Raw genomic sequence first — 25,925 nt, forward strand, 5'->3', positions numbered from 1 at the left:
AATTGCTCAAAGAACAGGCAGCCAGATGACCACTATGCACATCATTTGAGCAGCCGCCCAAAACTCCTCCTGTCAGGTTAATCGATGGGCAAAAACCTCGTGTTTCATCGGTTGGTGTAAATTTACACCCACCGTGCGCGGGGGGTGCGGTCGACCAACAGCCGGCGTCACTGCTCAATGTTGCAGCACGCGCGACCGACCCATCGGCCACGCTCTTTTTCCCGTCTGCCGGTAATACGCTTGGCGAACGCCGAATATCCACCCGCCGCGGAAAAATTCCGGCAGGGTCGCTGCCACCAGCCACTAACCCTTAGACGCCACGAATGCCAGAAAGTTCCGCGGATGTGGCCTGGGTCTCTTTGCATGGCCGGCGGCTGCTGTACGACGGCCCCGGCACTTTGGCCGGTCGCGGTCGTGCGCGGAGGATGGGCTTCCCAGCCCGTCACGTGAGCGCCATCCTACCCTATGCCCGTGAGGCCGGCCTCTTCGCCGTTGCGGAGCATTTCCAGGACTTCGTTTAACCTGCGGTCGAGGTCGTCCTTGAGCTCGTTGGCGCGGTCTTCGATAAACTTGCCGCTGGTCTGAATCGTGCGGGCTTTGGTGGCCATTTCGGCAATGCGATCGACCCAGCCCAGCAACTCCTGCACGTGCTGCTCGATCGCCTCCAGGTCGAGTCCGCCGGCCGCCCCGCGGCGCGCGGCCGCCACGGCGAGCGCCCGCGCGATCTTGTAGGCCGAATCGAGGAACAAAAGCGGCCGGCCGGCTGCGAGGGCGTCTTTATCGACGGTGCAACAAAAGTCCTCGCCGATACGGCGGAAATCGCCGACCTCGGCCGGCTCGCTCCCCTTGGCGAACACGAAGATGCCGATCACCGCCTTGCGGTTCTTTTTCGCGTCGTCGATCGCCGCCAGGGCATCCTTCAGTTTCCACTCCGACTCCTTGACCTCGACCACGATTTTCAGCCCCGGCGCGCCGGCCGTCTCGCCCAGCGTCGCCACGAAGTCGCCCTGCTTCGATCGGGCAACGGCGCCGACTGTCCCGCGAACCAACTCCGTCTCGTCGCCCAGCCCGCGGCCCATCGCCGCGAAGACTTTGTACAGATCGGCCTCAAACTCGATCCCCTTGACGTGCCCACGGGCAGCCTCGGCGGTGGTGGCTTCTTCGACGCCCAGTGCCCGGTTGATCTTCTGAAAACCGTCGTCGAGCATCGTCTTGAGCCGCGACATGGCCGACTCTTCCTGGTCGAGCGAGAACTCGGCCAGCACCTCATTGAGGCGGTTTTCCAGCAGCTTCTGCATGCGGGCTTCGATGAGCATGATGACGCCGTCTTTGTTCTTGGGATCGAGCGACTTGGCGAACAGGCTGTTGGGGCCGACCTGCGCTTCCATCAGGCGGCCCAGCTTGCCCTCGGCCGGATCGAACCACGCAGGCGTTTGGTCCGCGCGGCACTCCCGCCCGTCGTCGCTGGCCGCCACCGCCGGCCACGACGGGCGATATCACGGGGGGCATGGGCGTTGTCGGGTCGAACCTCGCGGGCGTGATGCTCACAAGCTATACTGTCGCCTTCACGAGTGTGAGCATATTCCCTGGCTGGACTGTTGTGGCGTTTCGGGTTCCTAAATGAACATTCCTCTTCATTCTCGGCTTCTTGGGATCGCCGCCGAACGGTTCTTTGGGCTGGCGCGTAAAATCGCTTCGGCGCAAAATGGGCAGCCGGTGCCGCGGTTTTCGGATTGGGCCGAAATCGAAGCCGAATGGGCCCGGAATAATTCGGCCCTGAATGGGCAGGCAGGCCAGTACGAGGCTGCCGCGAGATTGCTGCTGGACTTGGCAATGCTGAAGTGGCGAGTGCGCGTCGAAGGGAGCGAAATCGAGCTGGAGGCCCCCGCGTTGGGCAGCCGCCGCAGCATGACCGTTGAAGAGACGAAGGCCGCAAAAGACGCTGTTCGCCGTGAATTGGCTCCAATGCTGTATGAGCAATTCAATGACCCGCGGGTCAGGCACTTCCTGGACCTGATGGAAACCCCTGGCGAAAACTCTGCCCTTGCGAGCATTCGTCAGTTAATTGCCGACGGCGCAGAGGTCTTCGAGCGAATGCGGCCAGCGCTGTTAATCACTGGCGACGACCGGGGCAGGGTGTTGTCTCATTGCGTGCGGCCATATTTGCAACTCGTGCCCGATGAAAACGAGGATCCAATCAGCGATGAGTTCACGGGCCATTCACTAGGCAATATCTGGCGGTATTTTCGCTATTCATGGTCGATTCCAAATACACCGATTCCTGGCCGACGTTTGAACTATTTGGTGCGCGACGCCGCACACCCCTGTCACGCGGTGATGGGCATCGCCGCCCTCGGCAATAGCCCGATGCAATCTGGCCCACGTGACGATGCCATTGGCTGGTCAACTGATGCTTTCCGCTCGCGACTCCGGCAAGCTGGGTCGCGTCGAGATCGCCGCGAGCTCCGGCATTGCCACCGATTTCTCGAGAATACACTGGAAAACGCCCTGGCGGAAATCGAAACCAAGTCGCTTGTGAAAAAGAACGAACTCGAGCGGCCCACGGAGGTGGTTATCGAGCGGCTGCGTCGTCGCAGCGCGGAATTTGCCGAGCGACGGCAGGACGTGTTGCAGGCGATTTCCGGCGAGACGACCAACTCCCCCAAGTACCTCCAGGAAATGGAAACGTGTGATGCCGATCTGCCGCCCGTGAAGGTAGCCCTGCTGGAGCTCGAGGGACGAGCGATCAACGACGAAAACAAGCTGCGATCCCGACAAATGCTCGTGGCGAAGAAACGCGCATTTGAACTGAGCCGGCTCTTGCAGGCTCGCCTGACGCTCCAGCGCGAGGCCGACCGTCTGACCGATCCGGCAGCAATTGAGGGCTTGCTGCGCGAGGACGCCTTTAACTCGGCTTTGAACACGACTCTAGTAAGCGCAAAGAGCGCTCGAGCGGGCACCAACATGCTGGAAGTCACTACCTGCGGAGCAATCCCCCCGTACAACCACTTGCTAGCCGGAAAGCTTACGGCCCTCCTTCTACTCAGCCCGCAAGTGGCGGACGACTATCGCCGGCGCTACGGCGACCAGCCATCGGTGATCAGCTCCCAACTCAAGAACGCGCCACGCACCAAGGGCTGCACGCTGGCCTGGCTCAACACCACCAGCCTTTTCGCGATCGGCAGCAGCCAGTACGAACGCTTGCGTCTGCCGGCCGGGATCATTGCCTCCGAGCAGCCGGAAATCCGCTACAAGTTCCTCGGCGAAACTGAGGGCTACGGCACCGTGCAGTTTTCCAAGGCAACGACGGAAGCCATTCAACAAGCACTGGAAGACGAGACGACTTATCGCCATGTCAATCACGTGTTTGGCGAGGGCCCCAGCCCGAAGTTCCGTAAACTCCGCAGTGGGATGGACCTGCTCGGCTTTAACGCTACCGTGTTGATGCGTCATGACCAACCGCGGCGCGTTTACGCGGTTTCGTTTTGGTCGAAGGCGGCAGAGTTTTTGCGAGGCGAATCGGCTCACGTCCCAGAATTTCTGCGTCACCCCGAAAGATATCGCGATGCCACCGACCGGATCGTGGAATATTGGCGTCGCCGTTGGCTTGCCAATCGGATTGACTTTGCACCCGCCCTGGAATCGCTTCGGCAGGGTAGGGGTTGGCTCCTGAGCGACCGGCTGCAGCCGACGGGGGAACCGACTCATCGCAAACAGCGTCCTGGTTCTGCAGGAAAGCCAGTGCAGAGCCACCCCGAACTCGATTTCTGGCGTGACTTAGCCGTGGCCGGCTCACGAGTCTGCGCGGATGAACTTACGGACGAGGAACTCTCTCGCCTGCACGTGCCACAACCGCTCGACAAGTTCCTCGTCGATAAGGTGAAAAAAGGCTTCAGTTTGATCCTCACGGGCAACGCCGGTGACGGCAAAACACATTTGTTGAAACGGCTAAAGTCGGAGTTCGACCGCGTCAAGGCGGAAGTTGTCTATGACGCGACAGCGATCATGAAGCCGGGAGACGTGTCGCCGATCCTTAAGCTTTGGAAAAAGGCGATCAAGGCTGGCCGACCGTTCTGTCTTGCGGCGAACGAATACCCTCTTTTCCTGCTGCGCCGGCACCAGGGACGTGAATTGCCGCAGCACATTGCTGAAATCGATCGTCAGTGCAAGGGTAGGTTGGTCTACGGGCCCGACGAAAGTCCCGAAGAGGCAGCGCGAGAGAAGGTTCTCGTCGTCGACCTTAGCTTGCGGAACCCTCTCGTATCTGGATTCGCGGAAAAGCTCTTGCAACAGATGCTGTCTCGACGGGAGGTCCTCGCCGCGGCGAAATCAGACGCCGAAGGTGATCTCGCTTGGAACTTGCGGCGACTCAATCAGCCGGAAATACAGACGAGGTTGTTGAACCTTTTTCACCGACTTGCTAGCGCCGGACGCCGGGCTACGGTGCGCGAACTGTGGATCCTCGTTGCACGGCTGCTGTTTGGGGAATGTCGCCCTGACAATGTCCCTGTACGATCGCCGTCGCGATGGTACTCGGAGCGGCTGTTTCAAACTGACCCGCGTTTCACATTGCCTGGTCTGCTCGCGGATCTTGCCGATCCGGCGCGTCACAGCCATCCGCGTTGGGATGCGCGGCTCGAATACAGCCAGACCAACGACGCAGATTGGCTGGTCGACGGTGTTCCAGTGTCTCAGGCTCGCGACGGCGATCGCTTCCGGGCCCTCAAGCGTCGCTTCTATTTCGAGCATCGGGAAGGGTTGCGAGCATTCGAGTTGGCAGGCACACCCGGTCAGCGGTTGCTCACGCTGCTGGTCGAGCTCCGTGAGCCCGACCATGGCTTCAAGAATAATCTCGTCGCGGCTATCAACCGCGCGTATTGTGCGGTGCCGTTTCCGGAGGCCGCGACGAACTTGTACCTATGGATCGGTCACCGGTTCCATGAGCAACCATCGCATGCGTACGTTGCGTGCCAACAAATCCCCGCGTCGACGCTACGATTCATGTTGCCGCGATTGCCGCGGCGGTTGAGCGGCGCGTTCGGATACCAGCCGGATCACGTCCGAGTCGAGTTCCAGCAATCTGCCGGTCAGTCCGTAAGGCTCGACGTGGATTACACGCTCTTTGTGGCACTGGAGAAGCTCGAGCAGGGCCTGCCACGGCACCTTTTGCCGGCTCGGGACGTGAATCGCCTCGATGCTTTCCTCGACGAACTTCGCCGCACGGACGTGTCGCAGACCAACGTGTTCTTCATTCACAACCATGACACACGGACAACCGCCAAGATTATTCTGTCCGCGGATGGAAAGCGTTACGAGGAGGTCACAACTTTTGAGTAAGGAACAGATATACGGCTGCGCGTTCGGGTTCAACACCGAGCGCCGGATCAAGCCGATTCATTTCGCCTCCGGATTTTTTCTGGCGTTGACGAACCGGTACTATCAGCTTGAGACGCTGAACAAGACCGTCGCGACATCTTCAAACAAAGAGATGAAGGAAGACTATGCAACGCCGGGTCTGCGCGAACTGCTCCTCGCAAACGGATGCGTTTGTGCTGATTTCAGCGTGGAGTCCGTTCACAATATGCGCGGACACCTGCAACCTGTGGCTGACAACGACGAGGCCGTCTATCCGGCGTTTCGCCCCTACTCCGGCTTCGGAAATGATTATTCTCTCGTCTCCTCTCGTCTCTTGACGAATCACAAGCGGAATGACGGCTACGCCGGATTGTTCGTATCGTTAGTGCTCCAACAGTCCGACGCCGGCAAGCGTGTGGCAGAAATGGCTCTCCAATGGTTGGAATCGGATCGCTCGGCATTGTATCGACTCTTCCGGCCATTGATTGACGATGAGGATGAAGCTGAGTCATGTGATGAGAAGGAGAGTCACGAGATTCGTTTTGGAGAACTGAAGACGACGCGGCTGAAGCGGGTTAGCCGGATGATGGTGGATCAAACCTCGGCTTTGGAGTGCCTCTGCAGAAACCTGGAGCGGCTGGTTGCTCCAGAGACGCGTCTTCGCGGCCTCACAATCGCCTTGCTCATTTGGCTCGTTCAATATTTGATCCGCGAAGGGCAAGGCAAAAAGTCGTCGCCGCTGCTGCTGATGGACTTCTTGGGGCGAAGACAATCAAGATTGCGGTCACAGAGTCGATGGTGTTTCACCAGAACGACCGAAGACCTCTTGCAAAGCTTTGCGCGGTTCGACGCCGAGGGCCGTTTCGACGAATGCCACAGTGAATACGAGGCACTCACAGCGAATTCGGCGTCGAAGTTTCCGCCGCTGCAGGAGGTTTTGCGAGAACTCAGTCTACGATCAGGGCTGGCGCAGCCACGCGCCAATAATATCCCAAAACACTTTGAATTGCAGCCTGATACTCTTCGCGTCCTCGTCTTGTCGATGATGCCGTATGGAGAAGTTCGGTCACTTGCAGAGTTAGCAACCCAGCTTTACATGGTCTGGGGGATTGTCATCGGTGCAAACGCCGACGACTCCGCACGTCTCGCCTCAAACGGCTACGCGGGTCTTGATCAGAGCGAAGACTTAACGCCAAATGTCGAAGCCTTTGTACGACTGCTGAAGGAGTTGGGTTTAGCAATCAATCCAGCCGATGGGCTGGTTCTTTGTTCAACCCATAGCGAGAGTTTTTCATGACCGCCGACGAACTCGCCTCCCAAAGTCTGCTGTGCTGGATTGACGCGGAGTTAAGCACGCACCGCGCGTTGGCGCGCCAGGAACTGCCCAAAATCGACTTGCCTTATTTCTTCGCTGGGTTGTCACAGCTCGCGTTGCCGGGTCCAGTTTCGTTGGCCTTGGTCGACTTCGATGCGGACATGGGCAAACTCGTATCTCTGCGGAAGAAGTATAAAGCAAATGGGATCATGCACTTGTCGGACGATCTGCACATGGCCGGCTCGTGGCGAAACTCACGAGCCTCGCACCCGTTCACGGTTGCACTTGCGCGAGGTCGACATCCTGGTGTCAACACTCTCCAGCACCAGGAGCAAGTGACTTCGGGGCAGCTTGTCCGCTACCTGTTGAGTTGGACCACGGAACGCGCTCCGTTCGTAAAAACATCGGGTCACAGGAAACTCTTGGAAGTGCTTACAGACGATGTGCTGCTCGCGGCGTTTTCATTCGAGCAAATTCGAGCGTTTCTCGCGACCTGGGCGACAAACGAGAAGAAGCACGGCAGCAACGCCCCCCGCGCGTCGTTACCCGCCCTCGGGTTGTTCGCTGATCCGGCTCTGTTTGAGCTCAGTCCGGGGCCGGAACTCCGACTCCAACGCAACTTGGAGACGATCCGCAAGATCCGCGACCTGGGCGCCGGATCCTTGACGGCATTGCGGAAGCGCGTCGACAAGTCCAGGGGATCCCGTCTGCGAACCATTTTGGCAAAGATTGAGACCGTCCGCCGCGAGCCAACCGTTGCCAAATTGGCTGACGTTACGCTCGCCGATGCGTTGGAGTTGCTAAACCCGCAGCCGGAAAGAAACCGCGAGCCCCCGGCGGAACCCGAAACAGAGGTCGACGAGGCGCTGGGAACGCTCGACGACCGAACGCTACCGCGAGCCGCCGCGGACGCCTTGCTTGACGACCGGCGGGACGATCTCCGTGCAAACGCGGAGACCCTTGCGGAACGGCTCCGCGATGCCATTCAGGGTGACGACACCGATGACGAGGTGAGCGGTGAGGTGCTCGTGGCCGGTGAACCGCAAGAGTTTTCCACAAGGCTCGACCGGAAATTCGTCGGGTGGATTCACAAGTTCTGTTCAGGGGAGGTGTGGGGCGGTTTGGTCCAAACAAACCAGCCCGATCTCGCGCGGGCCTTGGCGGACTACGACCGGCCCGGCACACGTGTCACCAACCCGGAAGAACTAACAGTCGACGCAGAAGGCAGCGAACAGCTTGGGTTGTCGCGGTTCTTCAAGGACTGGGACCAGGAACTGGAGCGACTCACCGGGAAAAACCCTACGATTTCAGTCATTTGGCGCGAATTCGTCGAGCGGCGCAGCGAGCTGCTGCCAGACCTCGACATGCTGGCCCACTTTCCGCTCGATTGGTTCGCGGGCAATTCGAAGGCGGCCAAAACGGCCGAGAAGTACCTGAATGTCGCGGGACAACTGTACGGCTCGGTCGCCGCGAACTACGACCGCATGTCCGGCGAGGTGGATCAGCACTGGGCGCGAACGACGCTCGATGGCTTGCTTGCGCTCGACGTAGTGCAGGTTCGCGTCGAATTGGGACGGGGTGAGGAAGCGTTTAAGGCCGTTCTTCTGCCTACGCATCCGCTGCACTTGTGGCGCTACTGCCGGCTCAGCGCGATCCTGAGGGGCCTGGGTAAATCACTGCCTCCAGAGGATCGTCGCGCCGTGTTGGAGGAAGTCGGCGAGCCACAGCAGTTCCTAAGTGTCATCTACGCCAGTCGCTTTCCGGGCAATCGCGGCGCGGATCGCATTCTCCCTGTGTCGAGCGACATCCACCGGCTGGCGACGTTCGAAAATCTCCGCAATGCCTGCCAGTCGGAGGACGGGCAGCAATCGCTCGCGTACGCCGTTGAGCGGTTCGCCGCCATTCATCGCCAGCACGTGTTTCCGCTACGCCTGGTTTTGCTGAACCCACCGCATGCCGGTAAATTGCTGCTCGGCTTGCTCAAGCTGCTCGATGGCCGAAAGCGCGACTTCATCCCTAACCTGTGTATCGAGATTCGCGGTACGCCTGAGCACGCCGGACGTCTACACGAAGCCCTGCCGTTTGACACCCGCGAACGCGACCTTCTGGAAGAACGGATCGCCAGCGGCCGCTTGGAATTGCGGGTCGACCGGCAGCCGAAGCCTCTATTGCAACATCTCGCGGCGTTGAAAGACAATCCGTGTCATCTGCTCGCTGTCTTCGACGAATCGAGCGTCAGTATCCGCCGCGGCGGCGCCGGCCTGCATCTGCCGATGAGCCCGTTCTGTGTTCGTCGGAACCCGAAATTCGACAAGTTTCAAAACGCGCTCCGATTGGAACCGGCCGATACCGATCCGCCCTTCGGCGAGTTCCTTAAACTGTTGAACAAGGCCGAAGGAGCCGAGAGCGAAGGAAACTCGTACGCGTGGGGCGATGCCCAAGGTCTTCGGGAGGCTGTGGATGGCACGGTCTGCGGTGACGAGTTTGCGGCGCGCTGGTTTTTCCTTGCTGATCGCGCACTGCCCGCCGAGGGAGGAATGAACGCCAAACGCCTGCTCCGTCGCCGCGAGGGGCAGCGACACGTATTGCTCACCGCTGGCGACTATCTGGCAATGGTTCGGCTCATGCGCCCAGTCTTTGAGGAGGACGCTGCCAACTTGCTCGTCTCCGTGCCGCAACTTGAAACGCTGTTGGCTGAGGGTGCTCATCTTGTCGGGGGTGGCGTGCTGGATCTCGTAAAATCGAGCGACGGCACAATCGTGAAGCAGAAGGTAATTGGACTGATGGGCCTGTTGCTGGCGGCTCGTGACCACCGGCGGCGACACCCGGCGAGTCTGGTCGTCTCCACCGACTCGCAATTGGCTCGGCTCTGGCTGCGGCTCGGACAACAGGGGTTGGGCGAAATGGGACAACGTTGTGACTTGCTGGCGCTACGCGAGGAAAACCGGCATCTGGTAATCGAATGCCTGGAGGTGAAAAGTTCGCTGGACTCTCCGTTGGGGGCGACCGACTCTCGCATCGGCGAGGCTCGGGATCAGGTGCTGGCGACTCTGGAGGCGGTGCGCGATGGCCTTAGCGGCGTCAGCCCAGGCGGCGTTGAGGCCACAGTTCTCACCGCGCCGCGCTGTGAAATGATCAAGGAGGTGTTCGTCGCCGGTTCAATGAGCCGGCATGCAACAAAAGAACAGCGTGCCGTATGGGCTGACTGGCTCATGCGGCTTTTTCGTCCGTCGCCCGCACTGGTCGAGCTGCGCGGGAGAATCGTCGGCGTGTGGATCCGTAGCAGTCAGCGAGGCACGGAAGAACGACTCGCCGATGCCCCGTATCGCATTGACCTGCGGCACCTTGGCGAACGGGAAGTGGAGGAGTTGCTCGCAGGCGACGGAGGGCCCCCAAAGGACGACGACCAGTCAGGTTTGAATGGCTCCGACCTTGATGAACCTCCGTGTGGACCTCCGTCTGGTTCGCTTGCGAAATCTTCGTCATCGCCAAACGAGCGGGCCACCCATGCCGTGGCCAGCTCAAAGCAAGTCACTCGGTCAGCCAAACAACCTGCGTCGGCGCTCACTTCGTCAATTCTGCTTGGCCGTGCAAGCGATGACTCCTCCATTACTTGGGAGCCGAGCATTGCGGGCAATCCCCACCTGCTGGTCGCCGGCCAACCAGGCACCGGGAAGACGACATGTCTCGTCAACATTTGCTGCCAGTTCGCGGATCACGGTGTGATGCCGATCGTATTCGACTTTCATGGGGACATCGAGGCCAAGCTTGCTCCGCGCATTCCTCGAATGGTTCGTTCGGGGATGCGGAGTCTGGGCTTCAACCCGATGCGCGTTCCAATGCATCAGATACACGGCCACGTAGAAGCTGCCGGGTTGCTTCGGGACATTTTCTCCGCGGTCTTTCCCGACCTCGGCGACCTGCAGCTGGAGGCGCTCCGCACGGCGATCAAGTTGACATTTGAGGCAAAAGGCTGGCCAATTGGTGTCGGCAAGAAACAACCTGAGTCGCCAGAGTTTGGCGAGTTCCTGGGCTATCTGCGGTCGCTGCCGAAGAAGGACGCGGGAACACGTGCATTGTTGGCACGGCTGACGGAACTAGACGATTATGACTTTTTCGACAGTCACGTCGAGACGCCCAGCATGTTGGATCAGTCGCAGCCGGTCGTGATTCAGCTCCATCAGACTCAAAACGAAGCAGTCCAACGGGCGTTCGCCGCATTTACCTTCTATCGCCTATACCAGGATATGCACCAGCGCGGCCAGCAAGATCGGATCACACACTCTATCATTTTCGACGAAGCGCACCGGGCCGCAAAGTTGAAACTGATTCCGACTATGGCAAAGGAGTGCCGTAAGTTTGGGCTATCGCTAATACTGGCATCGCAGGAATCCCGTGATTTCGACCGTTCGCTTTTCGGCAACATTGCCAATTACCTGCTGCTGCGAGTGACGGAAGACACGGCGCGCCATCTCGCAAAGAACGCTCTACCCTCCGGCCGCCAGCGCGCCATCACGGACAAGCTGAAGCAGCTTCCGAAGTACGAGGCTCTGTGGCTATGTGAAGGACGAAAATCACCTGTCCACATCAGACTCTCCCCGAAGTAAATCCAGAGGCACGTCGACGCGAAGTTGTGCGAGCGCACTCGCCATGAGGCTCCCCATCGGACACCCCAATCCACCTCGATCCGCGGCCAAAGTGGCTCTCTTTGGACCACGATCAACAGCCGCCGCAAAAAGGCTCCGATTCGAGCAGCTCGCGCGAGAGGGCCGCGCAATTCACGGCCAGAAAGGGCCCCGTACGCCGCGGGCTGGCCTTGTGAATGGGCTGCGCGAACATCTCCTTGCCGGTGCCGCTTTCGCCGAGCAGCAGGACCGACACGCCGTGCAGGGCGGCGCGCTTTGCCCGACCTACCGCCACGCGGATGGCCTGGCTCTCGCCGACAATGTCGCCGAATCCTTCCACCTGGCTGGGAGCGTGCGAGGCAAGGTGCTCGAACTTCGTGTCGGCGCCACGCAATAGTTCGGGCAAAACGTCGATGGTCAGGTCGAACGGGATCTCCGTCTTCCACGCCTTGCCCTGGTGCGTTTCATAAAAGGTCGCCGGGTAGCGGGTCTTTCCCAGCAGCAGCCAAACGGCGGCCATGGCGGCGTGCCGGGGCTGAGATGAATGCAGAGTTCGACCGGATTGTCGGCCGTCTCGCGCGCGAGCCTGGCGAGCTCGGCGTCGGCGCTACGGAAGATGGCCGGGTAGTCGGTCGGCTTTTCCAGTTCGACGCGGATGATCGTGGCCTTCTTGCCGAGCCAATCGCGATACGACTTGTTCCAGGCAGGCCGAAAATTGCTGAGAAGGCGGATTTCGTCGAACGGCTCCGCGTCAATCAGCGCTTTGATGGGACCAATCTCGCGGGCGGTGGGTTGCGCGCCGCCGAGCTCGGCGAGAATCTCGGCGCCGGCCGAGTTCTTCCACGAGGCAGCCATGGCCTTGAGGTCGCTGTGCCCGATCCAGGCAACCAGCACCCGCCGCTTATTCATGATGAACCCCGTTTGGTAACACCAGCTTGACGAATACCCAACTTAACGGTGGGCAAGTAAGTGTTCAAGCGGCGGCATCACCAGCTCGAGATCGGCGAGCATTGAGCGGCTGATGCGGTCCCACGTTCCGCGACCTGCGAACCGCTGCCGAATCCGCTTCCCGGAACGCCACAGGGGGCAAGTCGCTTGCGGCGGCGGGCAGTACCGTTTAGAAGAAAAAGACGGCGTGGAAGGGTTGGCCTGGACCCGCGACCACGGCCCGCCCCAAACACCTGACGACTGACGCCTGCCATTTACAAAGCCTTGCACCGTGGTGGACGGCGTCCGGACCACGCCAACCGCGCCCGCGCGGCCTACGAGCGGCAGGCGCGGATTCCCATCGAGCAAGCGGCGGCAGGCATCTTGAAACAACGCGCGGCCCGCAAACCACGCCGGACCAAACCCCGGGCCCTGAACCCTGAATCCCGGCCCGCCGACATGCTGCCCCGGCATCGCGGGGATTGAAACGGGGGCCGGCGACTGATTACCGCGTGCAGGTCGGCGTCGAGCAGACGGCGGGGCACGGCGACCGCCGGCGCCCCGTCAGCCGCCGCCAGTGCGACGGCCACGATCCACGAAGAATGGCTCGCGGAAGGGACGGTCGGCACGGTGAACCAGAAGATGGGGACCAGAACTACATTCGGGAGATCGATCGCGATCTGTCCGGCCGGCTGGCCGAGCCGGGCGGCCGCGACTTTTGGGTGGCGCCGTGGAAAACAAGGAAGCTTGTCCGAAGCCACCTGCTCGTCTATATTCGGTGGTTTCGGGCGGCTAGCTCAGTTGGTTAGAGCGCCATCCTCACACGGTGGAAGTCACAGGTTCGAGTCCTGTGCCGCCCATTCCCGAAAACCGAAAACCCGCTCCGCGTCACTGGCAGCTATTCCGGCACCGGCCATGTGTATCGTCTCCTTGCTTCAGCGGAGATAACCTGCGGCGATGAGCGTCTACTTGCTGGCCACTCTCGATACCAAGGGACGAGAAGCCGACTTCATTCGCGAATTGCTCCGACAGGCCGAAGTTGCCGTCACGTTGGTCGACGCCGGCTGCCTGGGAACCGCCGCAGTCGCCGCCGACGTCACACGCGAGGCCCTGTTTGCCGAGGGCGGGTATGACCTTGCCAGCCTCGTGTCGGCCGCAGAAAGGGGCCAGGCCGTCACCGCCGCCGCGGACAGCGCCGCAAAGCTGATTGCCCGGCTCCACGCCGCGGGCCAGGTCGATGGCGTGCTGGCCATCGGCGGCTCGGCCGGCACGACCATCGGCACGGCCGCCATGCGCGTGCTTCCGCTGGGCGTGCCCAAGCTCATGTTGAGCACGCTCGCTTCAGGCCAGGTGCGGCAGTTCGTCGGCGACAAAGACATCTTGATGCTGAACTCGGTCGTCGATATTTCGGGCGTCAATCGCATCAGTCGGGCCACGCTCGCCAACGCCGCCTGGGCGATGGCCGGCATGGTGCGGTTCGGTGGTCGACCGCACGAAGGCTCTGCGTGGGGCGGCCTTCCCAGGCCGTCTGAATTCGAAGAAGGCCCGGAAAGAGCGGACGGCCTGGGAAGGCCGCCCCACGGCGAACAGCACCGGGCGGCGGAGCCGGCCGATCGCCCGCTGATCGCCGCCACCATGTTCGGCGTCACCACGCCGTGCGTCGAGCACGCCCGGAAGCTGTTGGAGGAGGCCGGCTACGAAGTGCTGGTCTTTCACGCCACCGGCAACGGAGGCCAAGCGATGGAGTCGCTCGTCGCCGACGGGCTGATTGCCGGCGTGCTCGACATGACCACGACCGAGCTGGCCGACGAACTGGTGGGCGGCTTTTTGACGGCCGGCCCCGACCGCCTCACGGCAGCGGCCGGCCGCGGCGTGCCGCAGGTGGTTTCGGTGGGAGCGACCGACATGGTCAATTTTTATGCTCCCGAAAGCGTGCCGGCCCGGTTTGCCGGCCGCAAGTTCTATCGCCACAACGCCAACGTCACGCTGATGCGGACCACGGAGAGCGAGAGCGCGGCGATCGGCGCCGACATCGGCCGAAAGCTTGCGGCAGCGAGCGGACCGGTGGCGGTGGTGCTGCCGCGACGAGGAGTTTCGGCCCTCGACTGCGAAGGTCAGCCGTTTTGCGACGCCGCCGCGCGAGAGGCGATGTTTGATGCCCTCCGCTCGGCTGCTTGCGACCGGTTCGAGATCGTCGAACTCGACCTGCATATCAACGACCGTGAATTCGCCGAGGCCGCCGCGATGAAGCTGCTGCAATTGCTGCGGCCGAGTTGCACCGATTGATGCTCACGTCGCTTCCAGCACGGTCCGCCAGCGCCGCGGCACACTGTGATAAGCCGCCTGATACGTTTCTTCGAGGGGAACAGGGATATAGGTCTCCGGCGTGAGAAACAGCGGCATCGGCGGCAGGACGTCTCCCACAGCCAGTGGCTGCACATAGGCCCGCGGAATGTCGTCGGCCGCGTAGGCCGCCAGGGTCAGTGGCTTGCCCGTTGGAATCGTGTAGGAGTCGTCGCCGAGATCCGCCCAGACCGCGCCATGAACTCCTTGCGGGTCGCGCGGGCCGGGAGGAAACAAGTCGACGATCAGCAGGTGCGTTGCCTCCAGGATCAGCCCGGCCGTCTTCTCGACGAACTTTCGCCACGGGCGCCGGCCGGCTTTGTTTCCGGGCGAGACCACCTCGATCACCGCGACCACTCGATCGTCGCTCGAATGCCGCACCGTCAACCGCCGTCGGTGCGAGGCGTAATGGGCCGCCTCCAGCGACGCCGTGATTTCGACCTCGGGTGGCGCGACGCTCACCGTAATGCCGCCCGGTTCTTCGTGCTCAGCCGCAGGGCCCGCGTCGGTTTGAACAGTCAAGATGTCGGCCTTAAGGTCACCGGCTGCCTGTTCGACCTGCGCATAGTAACCGGAAGGCAGCAGCCCGTCGTTGAGCCGAATCTTGATCAACGGAATCCAGGTGCAGTGGAAGTCGTGGAACGCGCCCGCACTCGCGCGAGTCCAGTCGTGTACAGGCATGGAAACGAACTCCCACAAAAAACGAAGCACATCCGACCCGCGAGGCGCGAGTCGGATGCGTTCAGTATACCCAGTTGCCCAATGACGGAGCACTACCGGCGGTTGAGCTGCTCGGCGGTCACGTCGCGCGCGGCGGGATGCTCGGAGACCAGCGGCAATTTGTCGCCGTAAATCCGCTGCTGTTGCTCCAACACCGTCATCAGGCGCTTTGCCCGGTCAGGATCGGCCGCGGCCAGGTTGTGCCGCTCGTCGGGGTCGTCGCGCAGGTTGAACAACTGCGTCTCGTTGATCTTCGGGTAGCGAATCAGCTTCCAATCGGCTTGACGCACGGCCCGTTGCACTTCGCGATAGGCCAGAAACACCGTGTCTCGCGCCTGCCCCGGTTGGCCGCGGACGATGCCCGCAAAACTTTTCCCGTCGATGGCGGCGGGCGCGTCGATCTTCGCCAGCTCGCAAAGCGTGGGAAAGATGTCGTAAAGATAAACGAAGGCGTCGGACTCGCCGTGGGCGATTCCCGGCCCGGCGAAGATCAGCGGCGACTTCATGCTGTGCTCATAGAGACTCTGCTTGCCCATCAGCCCATGGCTTCCCAAAGCCAGGCCGTGATCCGACGAGAAGACGATGATCGTGTTGTCGTATTGCCCGGCCTCGCGCAAGGCGGCCAGCACGCGGCCGATCTCACGGTCGAGGTGTGTAATCACGCCGTAATAATCGGCGAGCTGCCGGCGGATCTCGTCTGGCTGCCGCGGCCAAGGAGCCAGCCGCTCGTCGCGGACCGTCAGCTCGCCGTTGTCGAAGGGGTGCAACGGCAGATAGTTGCCCGGCAACGGCATGTCCGCGTCAAGGTACTTTGCCCGATCTTCACGGTTGACGACGCGCGGATCGTGCGGGTTGGCGAAGGCCAGATACATCAAGAACGGCTTTTCGCCGGTCTGCTTTGTGAGAAATTCGATCGCGGCGTCGGCGATTTCTTTGCCCGGCTGGCCGGAGCGGCGTTCCGCCTCGTCGTTGGCCAGATACTTGTTGATCTGGAATCCTTTGTGAATGCCCAGCGGCGTGTTGCCGCGCTTGCCGTGGTGATAAGTGACGTAGCCGGCCGCGTTGAACGACCGCGGGAGGTTGGCGTCGTAAACCCCGTTGGCGCCCGGCTCGATGTGAAACAGCGAGCGACCGCTCAGCAACATGGTGCGGCTGGGCAAGCAAACGGCGGGCGTGGCGAAGCTGCCCATGCAATAGGCGTTGCGGCAAACGAAGCCCGCGCGCACCAGCCCGTCGAGATGGGGCGTTGCGATCGCGCCGTTGCCCAGGGCATGGATGGTGTCGGCCCGCTGATCGTCGGTGAGCAGAAACAGCACGTTGGGCCGTTCCGCCGCATGCGCGAAGCTCGCGGCGAGGAGCAAGATCGACAAGCGAATAAGTAATCGAGTCATGCTTACCAGTGTAGGGTGGAGAGAGCGAGCTTGCGAGCGCCGGCCCACCGTAATCGACGTCGCTAATGGTGGGCCGGCGCTCGCAAGCTCGCTCGCTCCCACCCTACCGCCAATCCAAAATCCAAAATCCAAAATCCAGAATCGCTCAGCCTGTCGATCAGGACGCTCGACTGCTAAAATGCCGTTATGTCCGAGGGCATAGCCACATTGACTGAGCCGGCGAAGAGCGAGCAAACGCCGCTGGCGCCGCGCCCGTGGCTGGCCGCGGGCACGCTTTGCCGGCGAGAGCTGGTGCGCTTCGTGCGGCAGCGCAACCGCGTGTTTGGGGCGATCGGCCAGCCGATCATCTTCTGGCTGCTGTTCGGGTTCGGCCTCGGCCGCTCGTTTCGCTTGCCGGCCGCCGGCGGACAATCGATGAACTACCTGGAGTATTTTTTTCCCGGCACGTTGGTGCTGATCCTGCTGTTCACGGCGATTTTCGCGACGATCTCGATCATCGAAGACCGCCGCGAGGGCTTTTTGCAGTCGGTGCTCGTGGCGCCGCTGCCGCGTTGGTCGCTGGTGCTGGGCAAAGTGCTGGGCGGTACGCTCATCGCCCTGGCACAGGGGCTGGTGTTCTTGCTGCTGGGCCTGACGGTCGGGCTGAAGTTTTCCGCCGTCTCGCTGGCGGCGATCGGGCTGTTCAGCTTTCTGATCGCCTTCGCCCTGACGGCGCTCGGCTTCCTGATTGCCTGGCGGCTCGATTCGACGCAGGGCTTTCACGCCATCATGAGCGTTTTTCTGATGCCGATGTGGCTGCTCTCCGGCGCGTTTTTTCCGGCCGACCGCGGCGGCCCGGCGGGCACAGTCTGGCTGGCCTGGCTGATGCGGGCCAATCCGCTCACTTACGGCGTGGCCGGTTTGCGGCGGCTGATCTATTGGGGCGCGCCAACGCCGCCGACCGGCGACCTGCCGGCGATGAGCACCTGCTGCCTGGTTACGCTGGCCTTCGCGGCGGTCACTTTCGCGCTTTGCATGCAGGTCGTGGGCAAGCGCACGACGGGAGATTTGCTATGACGAGTCCGGCCGTAAGAGCCTGGCTGAGTTTTTTGCTGGTGGCGCTGGCGCTGTACGGATCGTTTACGATTTGGAAGGTCTACAAAGCCAACACCACTGCGGCCGAGACGCGCCGCGAACCGACGACCGGCCGCTCGAAGTCGCTGGCCGAAGCGCTCGGGCCGGTTCCGCTCGATGAGTTTACGTTCACCGACGGCGAGGGCGAACCGTTCTCGATGCGGCAGCTCGCCGGCAAGGTCTGGGTGGCGAGCTATTTCTTCGCCACTTGTCCGGGCTTCTGTTTGCAAATGAACCAGGAAATCGCCAAAGTCGTCCGCGATCTGGACGGCGACGAGGTGACGTTCGTCAGCTTCACCGTCGATCCCGAGAACGACACGCCGGAGGAGCTGAAGAATTATGCCGAGCGCATGCAGGCCGACCCGCGGCGTTGGGTCTTCTTGACGGGCGATATGGAAAAGATTCGCGAGCTAGGCCAGCAGTATCTGAAAATGCCCGCCACCAAGGAGCATAACGACAAGCTTGTGCTGGTCGGCCGCGACGCCCGGATTCACGGCTTCTTCAGCTCCCGCGATCCGCGCGATGTAACGCGGCTGAAGCAAGAGATTGCCGAGTGTATGTCTGTGGTACAGCCGCCCTCGGCTGTTACGAAAGATCCGCCTTCGTCCGGCGAGGTGTCGGAATGAGCCTGTGGGCGGAGGCCGACATCTGGCGGATCTTGCCGGCGACCGACGCCACGCTGAACGCGATTGCCGCCATGTTGCTCGTCATCGGCTATGCGCTCATCAAGCAAGGCCGCGAGACGGCCCACAAATGGACCATGCTGGCGGCCTTCGGCGTCTCCACGGTGTTCCTGGCCTGCTATTTGACGTATCACATCGGCGGCCGAATTGCCGGAAGGCCCCCCGTACCGTTCACGCAACCGCCGCCGATCAAGTATGTGTACTTTTCGATCTTAATCAGCCACGTGTTGTTGGCGTTCACGGTGCCCGTGCTGGCGATCCGCACGATCTGGCTGGGCCTGAAAGACCGCCGCGAGTCGCACCGGCGTCTGGCCTGGTGGACGTTCCCCATCTGGCTTTATGTGTCCGTGACCGGCGTGGTGATCTACGTGATGCTCTACCACGTCTATCCACCGTCGTCGGCCAACCCTATAATGCCGTGATGCAAACGCACGCTCGTCTTTCGATGTATGCACGCAACGTCGCTCGCTGGCTGATGCTGGCGGCGGTGCTCGCCGTCGTGATGATGACGGCCAACGATGCGCTTGCCTGCCCGATGTGCAAGGCGGCGCTCGGCAGCCACGGCCGCGATCATGGCGATCTGGTGGGGGGATTTTTTTGGAGCATCTTGTTCATGCTCTCGATGCCCTTCCTTATTTTTGGCTCGCTCAGCACGTACATGTATCTGCTCGTGCGTCGAGCACGGCGCGAGGCAGCCCAGCGCAATCCAAACCTGGACAAGCTGGCCCGTGAGAACGCCGCGAATTCTTCGGCCACCGAGCAACCGACGGCCATGTCGGCGCGATAAGACGGAACGGTTCGCTACGACGCCAGGGCCGGCGAACGCAAGGCCGTGTAGTTGACGTCGATGGCGTCGATGTATCGCACGACGCCGGCCACCCGGCGGCAGACCGCTTGGCAGAGTTGCTTCTCATAAAAACTGTGGACGCGGCCACGCAACGTGACCGTGCCATTCTGGGCCTCGACCTCCAAGTGCCGCAGTCCGGGCACATGCCGCTCGGCAAGAAAGTTGACGACTCGACGCTCGAGGTCTCGGTCGGCCAGTTCCGAAATCGACTCCGTGATTGCCTGCATGAAAAGCTCCTGGAAAAAGGGTTCTGCCGGTCGTTCTGCAAGACGTGTGCCAAGCGGTCAAAACGGGAACAACGCCTAGGACGGTCGCCCGCTCAAGACGCGGAATTGCCGCGATTTCGCGGCCTTCGGCGTCCGCAGCCGCCCTCGCACCCCAGACAGGGACGCTTGAAAAACAGGCAAGCGTTGTTCAAAACGACTGCCAAAGCGCGCTTCTTCGCTCACTCTGAGGGCGCGCCGACCACAATTTGAGATTGTGGCCCGGTACATCGAATTAGGTCGCTCGCCGCGCCTGCAACGCGGCCAGGAACTTTGCGTGCTCTGGAGAGGCAATTCCCTCTTGCAGCACGGCAAAAACGCGCGCCAGATCCCCTTTGAGCATGGCCGTGGGATCGAGCCAAAGGCCGGGAAGGACTGAACTCTTAAGGATGCCCGCGGCGTCCGGCTGAATCGGTTGATATCTGCCGTCGACGAGACGAAACCAATCAAGCTGCGCATCGCGGACGCGGAGAACCAGATATTCGCACACTCCATGCCGGCGGTAGACCTGCAGCTTATCGTGCAAATCATAGTTGACGGTCGATTTGGCGACCTCGGCCACGAATTCGGGAGGACCGGCAAAGTAGTCGTCTTCGTCGATACGCGCCTGACCGCCATAGACGGGATCGATGCACAACGCCGCGTCGGGCTGAGGTTCATTGTCCCCGTCGAAGCGGACGCTGCCGTTGTTGCCGCCAGGCAAAAACACCGGCGTCGCAGCCCGATAGTATCCCAGCCATGTCACGATATCTGAGTGGGGACCGGAATGTCCGCTGGTAACCGGCGAAGGCATATAGACTCTTCCCTCGATCAGTTCGGCTTTTTTCAGATCCGGCATCGCGGCGTAGCGGCGCTCAAATTCGACCCGTGTCAGACGATCGCCCTGCTCCAACGGCGGAATGTCTTCGGCGGGCACCGGACGGGGCGATAAAGTTTCGGTGATTGCGATGGCCATGCAGCTTAACCTCTGCCACGCCGCGCCTTTAAGGCTGCGACGAAATCGACGTGTTCTGGGGAGGCGATTCCTTGTTGGAGAATCTGGAACACCCGCGCAAAGTCCCATTTCACGATCGCCGCCGGGTCGAGCCACAGCCCAGGAAAGACCCTACTTTTGAAAAGACCGGAAGCGTCTTTCGAAAGGCGTTCGTAGTTGCCATTCACGAGATGAAACCAATCGATTTCCGCGTCCAGCACGCGCCAGACGACGTATTCACGGACGCCTTGACGGCGATAGACGTGAAGTTTGTCGTGCAAATCATAACTCACGCTGGATTTGGCAACTTCGGCCACCAATTCGGGAGGTCCGGCAAAATAGTCGTCTTCGTCGATATGCGATTGACCGCCGCACGCCGCGTCGAGGGCCAAAAGCACGTCAGGCTGAGACTCGTTGTCGTTGTCGAAGCGGACCGTAGTGTTGTCGCTGAGCGACACGCCCGGCGTGCCATCCTCGTATGCCCCCAGCCAGCGAATCAGCCGTGAGTGAGGTCGGCCATGTGCGGAGGTAACCGGCGAAGGCATATAGACTCTTCCCTCGATCAGTTCGGCTTTTTTCAGATCCGGCATCGCGGCGTAGCGGCGCTCGAATTCGACCCGTGTCAGACGATCGCCCTGCTCCAACGGCGGGATGTCTTTCGCGGGCACCGGACGGGGCGATAAAGTTTCGGTGATTGCGATTGCCATGGGAAAGTCCCAGTTGGGTTCGGGAACTTCTTTATTCTACCCGGTTCGTCACGGAGCGACGAGGTCGAAGTCGCGCAACTGGCGGCCGAGATAGATGTGGTCGAACAGCGCAAAGTCGCCGTCCAAGGGCGCCAAGGCGAGACCCGTGAGCGTGAACTCACCGAAGTCGGCGAACAGATCGCGCGTCACCAGCACGAAGCCGCCGGGTAGTTGGCCGTCGATCCGCAGCGCGCCGCCGAAGCTGGCATTGGGCGCCGGTCCAGCGTCGTAGCGGTATTGGGCCGGACTCGGCGCTTGCGGCCCGAACTTGCCGTCGTGCCCAAGCTGCACGCCGATCCGCTGGCCCCCTTTCTTCTTCCAAGCGAATTGCAGGTATCGGTATTCGCCGGGGCCGGGGTTCTGGCGAATCTTGGCGGCCAAGCCGGGCAACATGCCATTGAACCGTTGCCCCGGCGTCACCTTCACGCTCGCCGCGCCGCTGAACTTTTCGTCCGTCGCCAGCGCGGGCGTGCCGTTCCCTTGGCTGAGATTCGTGACAAACTCCGCTTGGTCCTCGAAGATCGCCAACGGTTGCTCGGCCGGCAGCGGCGCGGGGCAGCCCTTCAGGTCGTCGAGCGTCCGCGCCAGATAGATGTGGTCGAACAGCGCGATTTCGCCGTCGCCGGGCGTTAATGCCAGTCCGTCCAGGCGGAAGGCCCCGAAATCGGCGAACAGATCGCGGGTCACCTCGGTCCAGCCGCTGGGCAAATTGTCGTCGATCTTGACGGCGGCCGCATTGAAACCGTTGGGCGCGGGACCGGCCTCATAGCGGAACGCCGGACCCGCCGCGCCGCGCAGCGGCCCGAACGAGCCGTTGGCGGCAAGCTGCAACAAAATGTTTTGCCCGCCGCGCTTCTTCCAGGCGAATCGCAGATAGCGGTATTGTCCCTCGCCGGGAGTCTCCGCGATGTTGACACCCAGCCCCGGCAGCTTCGCGCGGAATTTCTGGTCGGGCGTCACGCGCAACGCCGCCTGGCCGGCGTAACGGTCGGTCGTTTCCATGCTCGCCTTGCCGCCGCCCTCCGTCAGCAAACCGGCAAACGGGCCTTCGTCTTCGAACAGCCGATAAAGCGCCGGCGGCGGTCCGCCCGCAACCACATTGACCGCGACCGGGATCTCGTTCGACTTGATCGCCACCGCCGCCGAACGATCGACCGCCACCAGCCGCACATTGGCCGCCGCGCCCGGCGGCGCATTGAAAGGGAACGAGACGGAGAACGCAAACTCGCTTTGTTCCGGCGGCAGCGTCAGCTCCGGCGAAGGGAGGTCGGGCGGCAGCCCTTCCAGCGTGAGCACCACCGGAGACTTGAGCTGCCCGATACGGCTCAGCGAACCGGTGAGCTTGCCCGTCTCGCCGGAGCCGGCCTTGGCTTCAACTTTCGCGTCGCCCGAAAGCGTCAACACCAGCGGCGAAGTGACGGTCATTCGCCGTGCCGGCGTGACGGCCGTGGCCACCACGCCCTTGCCGTCGGCCGTCAACAGTTCGGCTTGCACCGCCAGATCGAAAGGCAGCCTTGGCAGGTCGCGAGGGACCAGCACGCTCACGGTGGACGACGACTGGTCGGCCGCGATCGTCGGCGCGCCGTCGAGCCGCAACGCGCGGTCGAGATCGTCGACCTGTTTATCCTGGTTGTTTTCCTTGATCGTCTTCTTGGGAACGATCTGCGTCGTCAACAGCGACAGCCGGACCGGGCCGGCGACGCCCGCCGCGCGCGGCGTCTGCACTTCCAGCGGCAGCGACGAACCAAGCGGAAGCTGGTTGGCGGGCGTGCCCGGCCCCCAGTTCGCGGCCAGCGGCAAAGCTTGCGTGCCGGCCAGCGCCAACTCGTTGGCCAGCCACGGCTGATACTTGGCCAGCGGGCCGTCGGTCAGCCGGGCAAGACGCTTCAGCGACGTGTTCGGTCCGGTGCTCTCACCGATTACCGTCGCCAGCACGGGCGCGGGCTGCTGATCGCCGGCTTGCAACGTGACGAGCGCATCGGTGGCCCCGGCGGGAATCTCTTCGCCGGTCATGGTCACACCCGCCGGCAAACCGGCGACGCTGAGCTTGATCGGGCCGTTGTAGCCGGCGCGGTTTGCCCGCACGCGCATCACCGTCACACCTTGACGCGGCAGCGGCTCGCGATCGGCGAACAGCGTGAGGCTGAAGTCAGGCTGGGCGACCGGCGTGATCGCCAGCCGATAGACGAAGTTGTCGCCGCCGCGGCCTTCCAGGTCTCTCAAAACGACGACCAAAGATTCGACGCCATTCGGCACAGTGAAATCGAGACCCGGATCGGCGGTCTGCGGACGGTCGTCGTTGCCGGCCAGTTCGCCGCCGGCCTTGTTGCGGACCGACAGCACGCCGTCGAGCGGTGAGCCGATGCGGGCGGCCAGCACGTCGAACCGCAGGGCCGTGCCCGGCGTCACGGCCACCTCATAACGATCTTCTTCCTTGGCCGCCGCCAGCCGCCCGCTGACGGCCATCGGTACCGCCAGCCGCTGCAGAGAATCGCCCGCCTTGGGCAGTTCCGCGACTTCGTCGAAGTCGCTGTAGATCACGCGCGGCCGTCCGCCGGCAAGCAGCCCCACGGCCGGCCAGGCAGCCGGGAACTCGCCGGGGACGGGAACGTCGGTCGATTCGACTTTGGTGCCCGGCGGCAGGTTGGTCGAAATCAACTCCAGCGGCGACTTGACCCCACGGCGCACGCCCAAGGGAAACACCAGGTCGGCGTAATAGAACGTGCCGACCTTGAGCCGAAAGGTGCCCGGCCCCGGCCCGCGATAGAGAGCGTCGTGCAGCTCGACGGTGTAGCGTCCGTCGGCCGGCAGCGGCACGACAATCCGGGCGTCGCCCGCCAACGCGGCGGTCGGTGGAGCGTAGGCAATCTGCACGCCGCGAGCATCCAGCAGGTGCAAGACGGGGTTCAACTCGATGCCCAACCGGCGGCCCTCGACGTCGATCACCACCGGTTGACCTTTTTGCCCGGTGAAGGACGTTCGCAGCACCGCACTGCCTTGCAGTGTTCCGGTGAGGGCGACGGGCAGCGAGCCGATCTCGGGCGAGAAGGGCAACTCCGGCAAGGCGTCAATGCCGACGCCAACGGGGGAGGAGATGCCTTGCGACGTCGCCAGCCTGAGCGGGTAGATGCCCGGCGAAACGGACCCGTCGAGCACCAGCTCGATCTGCACCTGCGTGGCGGTCGCACCCTCTTTGACCTTTTGGCTGGCGATCGGCACTGGAAGAACCAGCCGCGGATCGGGCAAGAGGTCGCTGCCGCTGACCATCACGGTTGATGTACCCAGCGGCAGTCCGCGTGCGGCGAGGCTGGAGATGGCGGGTGCTGCCGCGTGGGCCTGGGCCGCGAACAAAACGAGGAGCAGCAACGACCAAGCGCGCTGCCCTGAAAAAGAGCATTTCATCGTGAGCGTGGGAGATTCGAGAGGCGGGAGGTAGGGTGGGAGCGAGCGAGCTTGCGAGCGCCGGCCCACCGTAGACGACGTCGATTATACTTCACGCGGCCGAGAATGAGACATTTTGCCTCGAGGAGAAGCGGTGGCTGGGGCAGAGCTTGGCCAGATAGCGGCCGGTGCCTTTCAACAGCGTGGCGGCCAAGCGATGCCCCGGTGCGTCCAACCGGGGCATCGCCCGGCCGCCAAGATGAACGAAGTGCCAGCCTCCACTCGGCCAGGCTCTGCCTCAGCCACTCTTCTCGTCGTCGCTTTTTTCATCGGCCGGCATGTCTTCGTCGCCTTCCTCGGTCACCTTTTCGGCCGGCTTTTTCTCGTCGGCGCCTTCTTCGGCGGCATCGTCTTCCTTTTCGGCCGGCATTTCATCGGCGGCGTCTTTTTCGTCGGTTTCCTGCTCAGGCTTTTCTGCGAACGGATCGGTCTCGTCGTCGGCCGCCGGCTTCTTCGCCGGTTTCTCGTCGGCCGGCTCCTCGTCGGCCATTTCCGGCTTGGGCTCTAAAGCGTCAGGTTTTTCGGCCTCGGGTTTTTCGTCCGCTTCCTTGGCCGGCGAGGGGATTTCCGTGGCTTCTTCCGGCATGAGCACGTTTGGCTCGTTCTTGCGGATCCGCTCATACCGCTCGAACCGCCGCCGCTCGCGACTCTGGTAAGCGACCAGCCGGGCATTCGAACGGTAACGCTCGATCTGCGCCCTGGCTTGGCCCTGCACCCGCTCCAGCGCCTTGCTCACGGGATAGAAGCGGTCGGTGTCGGCCATTTCCAATGATGCGCCCGTTTGGAAATCGCGGTGGGCTTCCTGTGGCCGGCCAAGCTTGAAATAGGCCAAGCCGCGATAATAGTAGACCCGCGGATCTTTCGAGCCGTTGCGGACCGCCATCGACAAGTCGTCGTAAGCCTCGCGATACGCGCCGGAGTTGTAAGCGTGAACTCCGCTGCCATAAAGTTCGTTGAGCACATCGAGCTGCGCCTTGGCCGGCCCGACGGTCGTCAACGTCAATCCAAGTGCCAAAGCCCAACCCCAAACGGCCGGCAATCCATAAGCGACGGGGCGCATACAGCGAGGCATGAAAGAGTGCTCCTGCGATGGAGTCGGTAAAAGAGGCAACTGAAGCATCGGAAACAAAATGGTAATCCGCCCTTACAACGATTTCAAGCTTCTTCTCGGCAATCGGGACGC

19 protein-coding genes and 1 tRNA gene are annotated in these 25,925 nt (G+C 62.1%); 10 read left to right on the forward strand and 10 right to left on the reverse strand.

The genetic code is table 11. The features are described from left to right. Positions 1 to 458: 458 nt before the first annotated feature. Complete coding sequence (locus VNH11_05895; protein HVA45902.1) at positions 459 to 1,475, reverse strand: hypothetical protein; 1,017 nt, start codon at positions 1,473 to 1,475, stop codon at positions 459 to 461. Between the two features lie 145 nt (positions 1,476 to 1,620). Between VNH11_05895 and VNH11_05900 the strand changes: the two genes are divergently transcribed. From VNH11_05900 to VNH11_05910, 3 genes are read left to right on the forward strand one after another with little or no spacing between them, the layout of a single operon-like run. Further along, a complete protein-coding gene (locus VNH11_05900) occupies positions 1,621 to 5,337 on the forward strand; it encodes a Druantia anti-phage system protein DruA (protein ID HVA45903.1) in 3,717 nt (1,238 codons plus the stop codon). Continuing rightward, complete coding sequence (locus VNH11_05905; GenBank protein ID HVA45904.1) at positions 5,330 to 6,652, forward strand: hypothetical protein; 1,323 nt, start codon at positions 5,330 to 5,332, stop codon at positions 6,650 to 6,652. The genes VNH11_05900 and VNH11_05905 overlap by 8 nt, the downstream gene beginning before the upstream one ends. Beyond that, on the forward strand, positions 6,649 to 11,277 hold the full coding sequence (locus tag VNH11_05910) for a hypothetical protein (GenBank protein ID HVA45905.1): 4,629 nt from the start codon (positions 6,649 to 6,651) through the stop codon (positions 11,275 to 11,277). The genes VNH11_05905 and VNH11_05910 overlap by 4 nt, the downstream gene beginning before the upstream one ends. A gap of 112 nt (positions 11,278 to 11,389) precedes the next feature. Here the strand turns inward: VNH11_05910 and VNH11_05915 are convergent, their stop codons facing one another. Next, positions 11,390 to 11,815, reverse strand: coding sequence for a sigma 54-interacting transcriptional regulator (locus VNH11_05915; protein HVA45906.1), 426 nt, complete (start codon positions 11,813 to 11,815; stop codon positions 11,390 to 11,392). 20 nt (positions 11,816 to 11,835) lie between these two features. On the opposite strand from VNH11_05915, the gene VNH11_05920 reads away from it, so the two are divergent. The 3 genes from VNH11_05920 to VNH11_05930 all read left to right on the forward strand — a co-directional run bounded on the left by VNH11_05920 (position 11,836) and on the right by VNH11_05930 (position 14,508). Further along, complete coding sequence (locus VNH11_05920) at positions 11,836 to 12,234, forward strand: hypothetical protein (GenBank protein ID HVA45907.1); 399 nt, start codon at positions 11,836 to 11,838, stop codon at positions 12,232 to 12,234. A gap of 774 nt (positions 12,235 to 13,008) precedes the next feature. Continuing rightward, a tRNA-Val gene (locus VNH11_05925) sits at positions 13,009 to 13,082 on the forward strand. Positions 13,083 to 13,179: 97 nt separating this feature from the next. Next, the gene (locus VNH11_05930) at positions 13,180 to 14,508 is read left to right on the forward strand and encodes a Tm-1-like ATP-binding domain-containing protein (protein HVA45908.1); all 1,329 of its coding nucleotides are present in this window, start codon (positions 13,180 to 13,182) and stop codon (positions 14,506 to 14,508) included. A gap of 3 nt (positions 14,509 to 14,511) precedes the next feature. On the opposite strand, the gene VNH11_05935 is transcribed toward VNH11_05930, so the two are convergent. Continuing rightward, a complete protein-coding gene (locus tag VNH11_05935; protein ID HVA45909.1) occupies positions 14,512 to 15,246 on the reverse strand; it encodes a DUF4058 family protein in 735 nt (244 codons plus the stop codon). A 92-nt stretch (positions 15,247 to 15,338) separates the two neighbouring features. Then, the gene (locus tag VNH11_05940; protein ID HVA45910.1) at positions 15,339 to 16,676 is read right to left on the reverse strand and encodes a sulfatase-like hydrolase/transferase; all 1,338 of its coding nucleotides are present in this window, start codon (positions 16,674 to 16,676) and stop codon (positions 15,339 to 15,341) included. Between the two features lie 186 nt (positions 16,677 to 16,862). Between VNH11_05940 and VNH11_05945 the strand changes: the two genes are divergently transcribed. The 4 genes from VNH11_05945 to VNH11_05960 are packed head-to-tail and all read left to right on the forward strand — an operon-like array spanning position 16,863 to position 19,259. Continuing rightward, positions 16,863 to 17,732: an ABC transporter permease gene (locus VNH11_05945; protein HVA45911.1), complete on the forward strand. Its 870-nt coding sequence runs from the start codon at positions 16,863 to 16,865 to the stop codon at positions 17,730 to 17,732. Beyond that, positions 17,729 to 18,415 carry an SCO family protein gene (locus VNH11_05950; protein ID HVA45912.1) on the forward strand — a complete coding sequence of 229 codons (687 nt, stop codon included), beginning with the start codon at positions 17,729 to 17,731 and terminating at the stop codon, positions 18,413 to 18,415. The genes VNH11_05945 and VNH11_05950 overlap by 4 nt, the downstream gene beginning before the upstream one ends. Further along, positions 18,412 to 18,894 carry a DUF420 domain-containing protein gene (locus tag VNH11_05955; GenBank protein ID HVA45913.1) on the forward strand — a complete coding sequence of 161 codons (483 nt, stop codon included), beginning with the start codon at positions 18,412 to 18,414 and terminating at the stop codon, positions 18,892 to 18,894. The genes VNH11_05950 and VNH11_05955 overlap by 4 nt, the downstream gene beginning before the upstream one ends. Then, positions 18,894 to 19,259, forward strand: coding sequence for a hypothetical protein (locus VNH11_05960; GenBank protein HVA45914.1), 366 nt, complete (start codon positions 18,894 to 18,896; stop codon positions 19,257 to 19,259). Before VNH11_05955 ends, VNH11_05960 begins: the two co-directional genes overlap by 1 nt. Before the next feature lie 14 nt (positions 19,260 to 19,273). On the opposite strand, the gene VNH11_05965 is transcribed toward VNH11_05960, so the two are convergent. The 6 genes from VNH11_05965 to VNH11_05990 form a co-directional block, all read right to left on the reverse strand. Then, the gene (locus VNH11_05965; protein ID HVA45915.1) at positions 19,274 to 19,546 is read right to left on the reverse strand and encodes a BON domain-containing protein; all 273 of its coding nucleotides are present in this window, start codon (positions 19,544 to 19,546) and stop codon (positions 19,274 to 19,276) included. 271 nt (positions 19,547 to 19,817) lie between these two features. Next, a complete protein-coding gene (locus tag VNH11_05970) occupies positions 19,818 to 20,537 on the reverse strand; it encodes a Uma2 family endonuclease (GenBank protein HVA45916.1) in 720 nt (239 codons plus the stop codon). A gap of 5 nt (positions 20,538 to 20,542) precedes the next feature. Continuing rightward, a complete protein-coding gene (locus VNH11_05975; GenBank protein HVA45917.1) occupies positions 20,543 to 21,262 on the reverse strand; it encodes a Uma2 family endonuclease in 720 nt (239 codons plus the stop codon). 48 nt (positions 21,263 to 21,310) lie between these two features. Then, the gene (locus VNH11_05980) at positions 21,311 to 24,667 is read right to left on the reverse strand and encodes a hypothetical protein (GenBank protein ID HVA45918.1); all 3,357 of its coding nucleotides are present in this window, start codon (positions 24,665 to 24,667) and stop codon (positions 21,311 to 21,313) included. Between the two features lie 127 nt (positions 24,668 to 24,794). Next, positions 24,795 to 24,926 (reverse strand): hypothetical protein, encoded by a 132-nt coding sequence (locus tag VNH11_05985; GenBank protein ID HVA45919.1) that lies wholly within the window; start codon positions 24,924 to 24,926, stop codon positions 24,795 to 24,797. Positions 24,927 to 24,980: 54 nt separating this feature from the next. After that, positions 24,981 to 25,814, reverse strand: a complete 834-nt coding sequence (locus VNH11_05990; protein ID HVA45920.1) for a tetratricopeptide repeat protein — start codon at positions 25,812 to 25,814, stop codon at positions 24,981 to 24,983. Positions 25,815 to 25,925 lie beyond the last annotated feature (111 nt).

The sequence above is a fragment of the Pirellulales bacterium genome, assembly GCA_035533075.1.
GTDB lineage: Bacteria > Planctomycetota > Planctomycetia > Pirellulales > JAICIG01 > DASSFG01.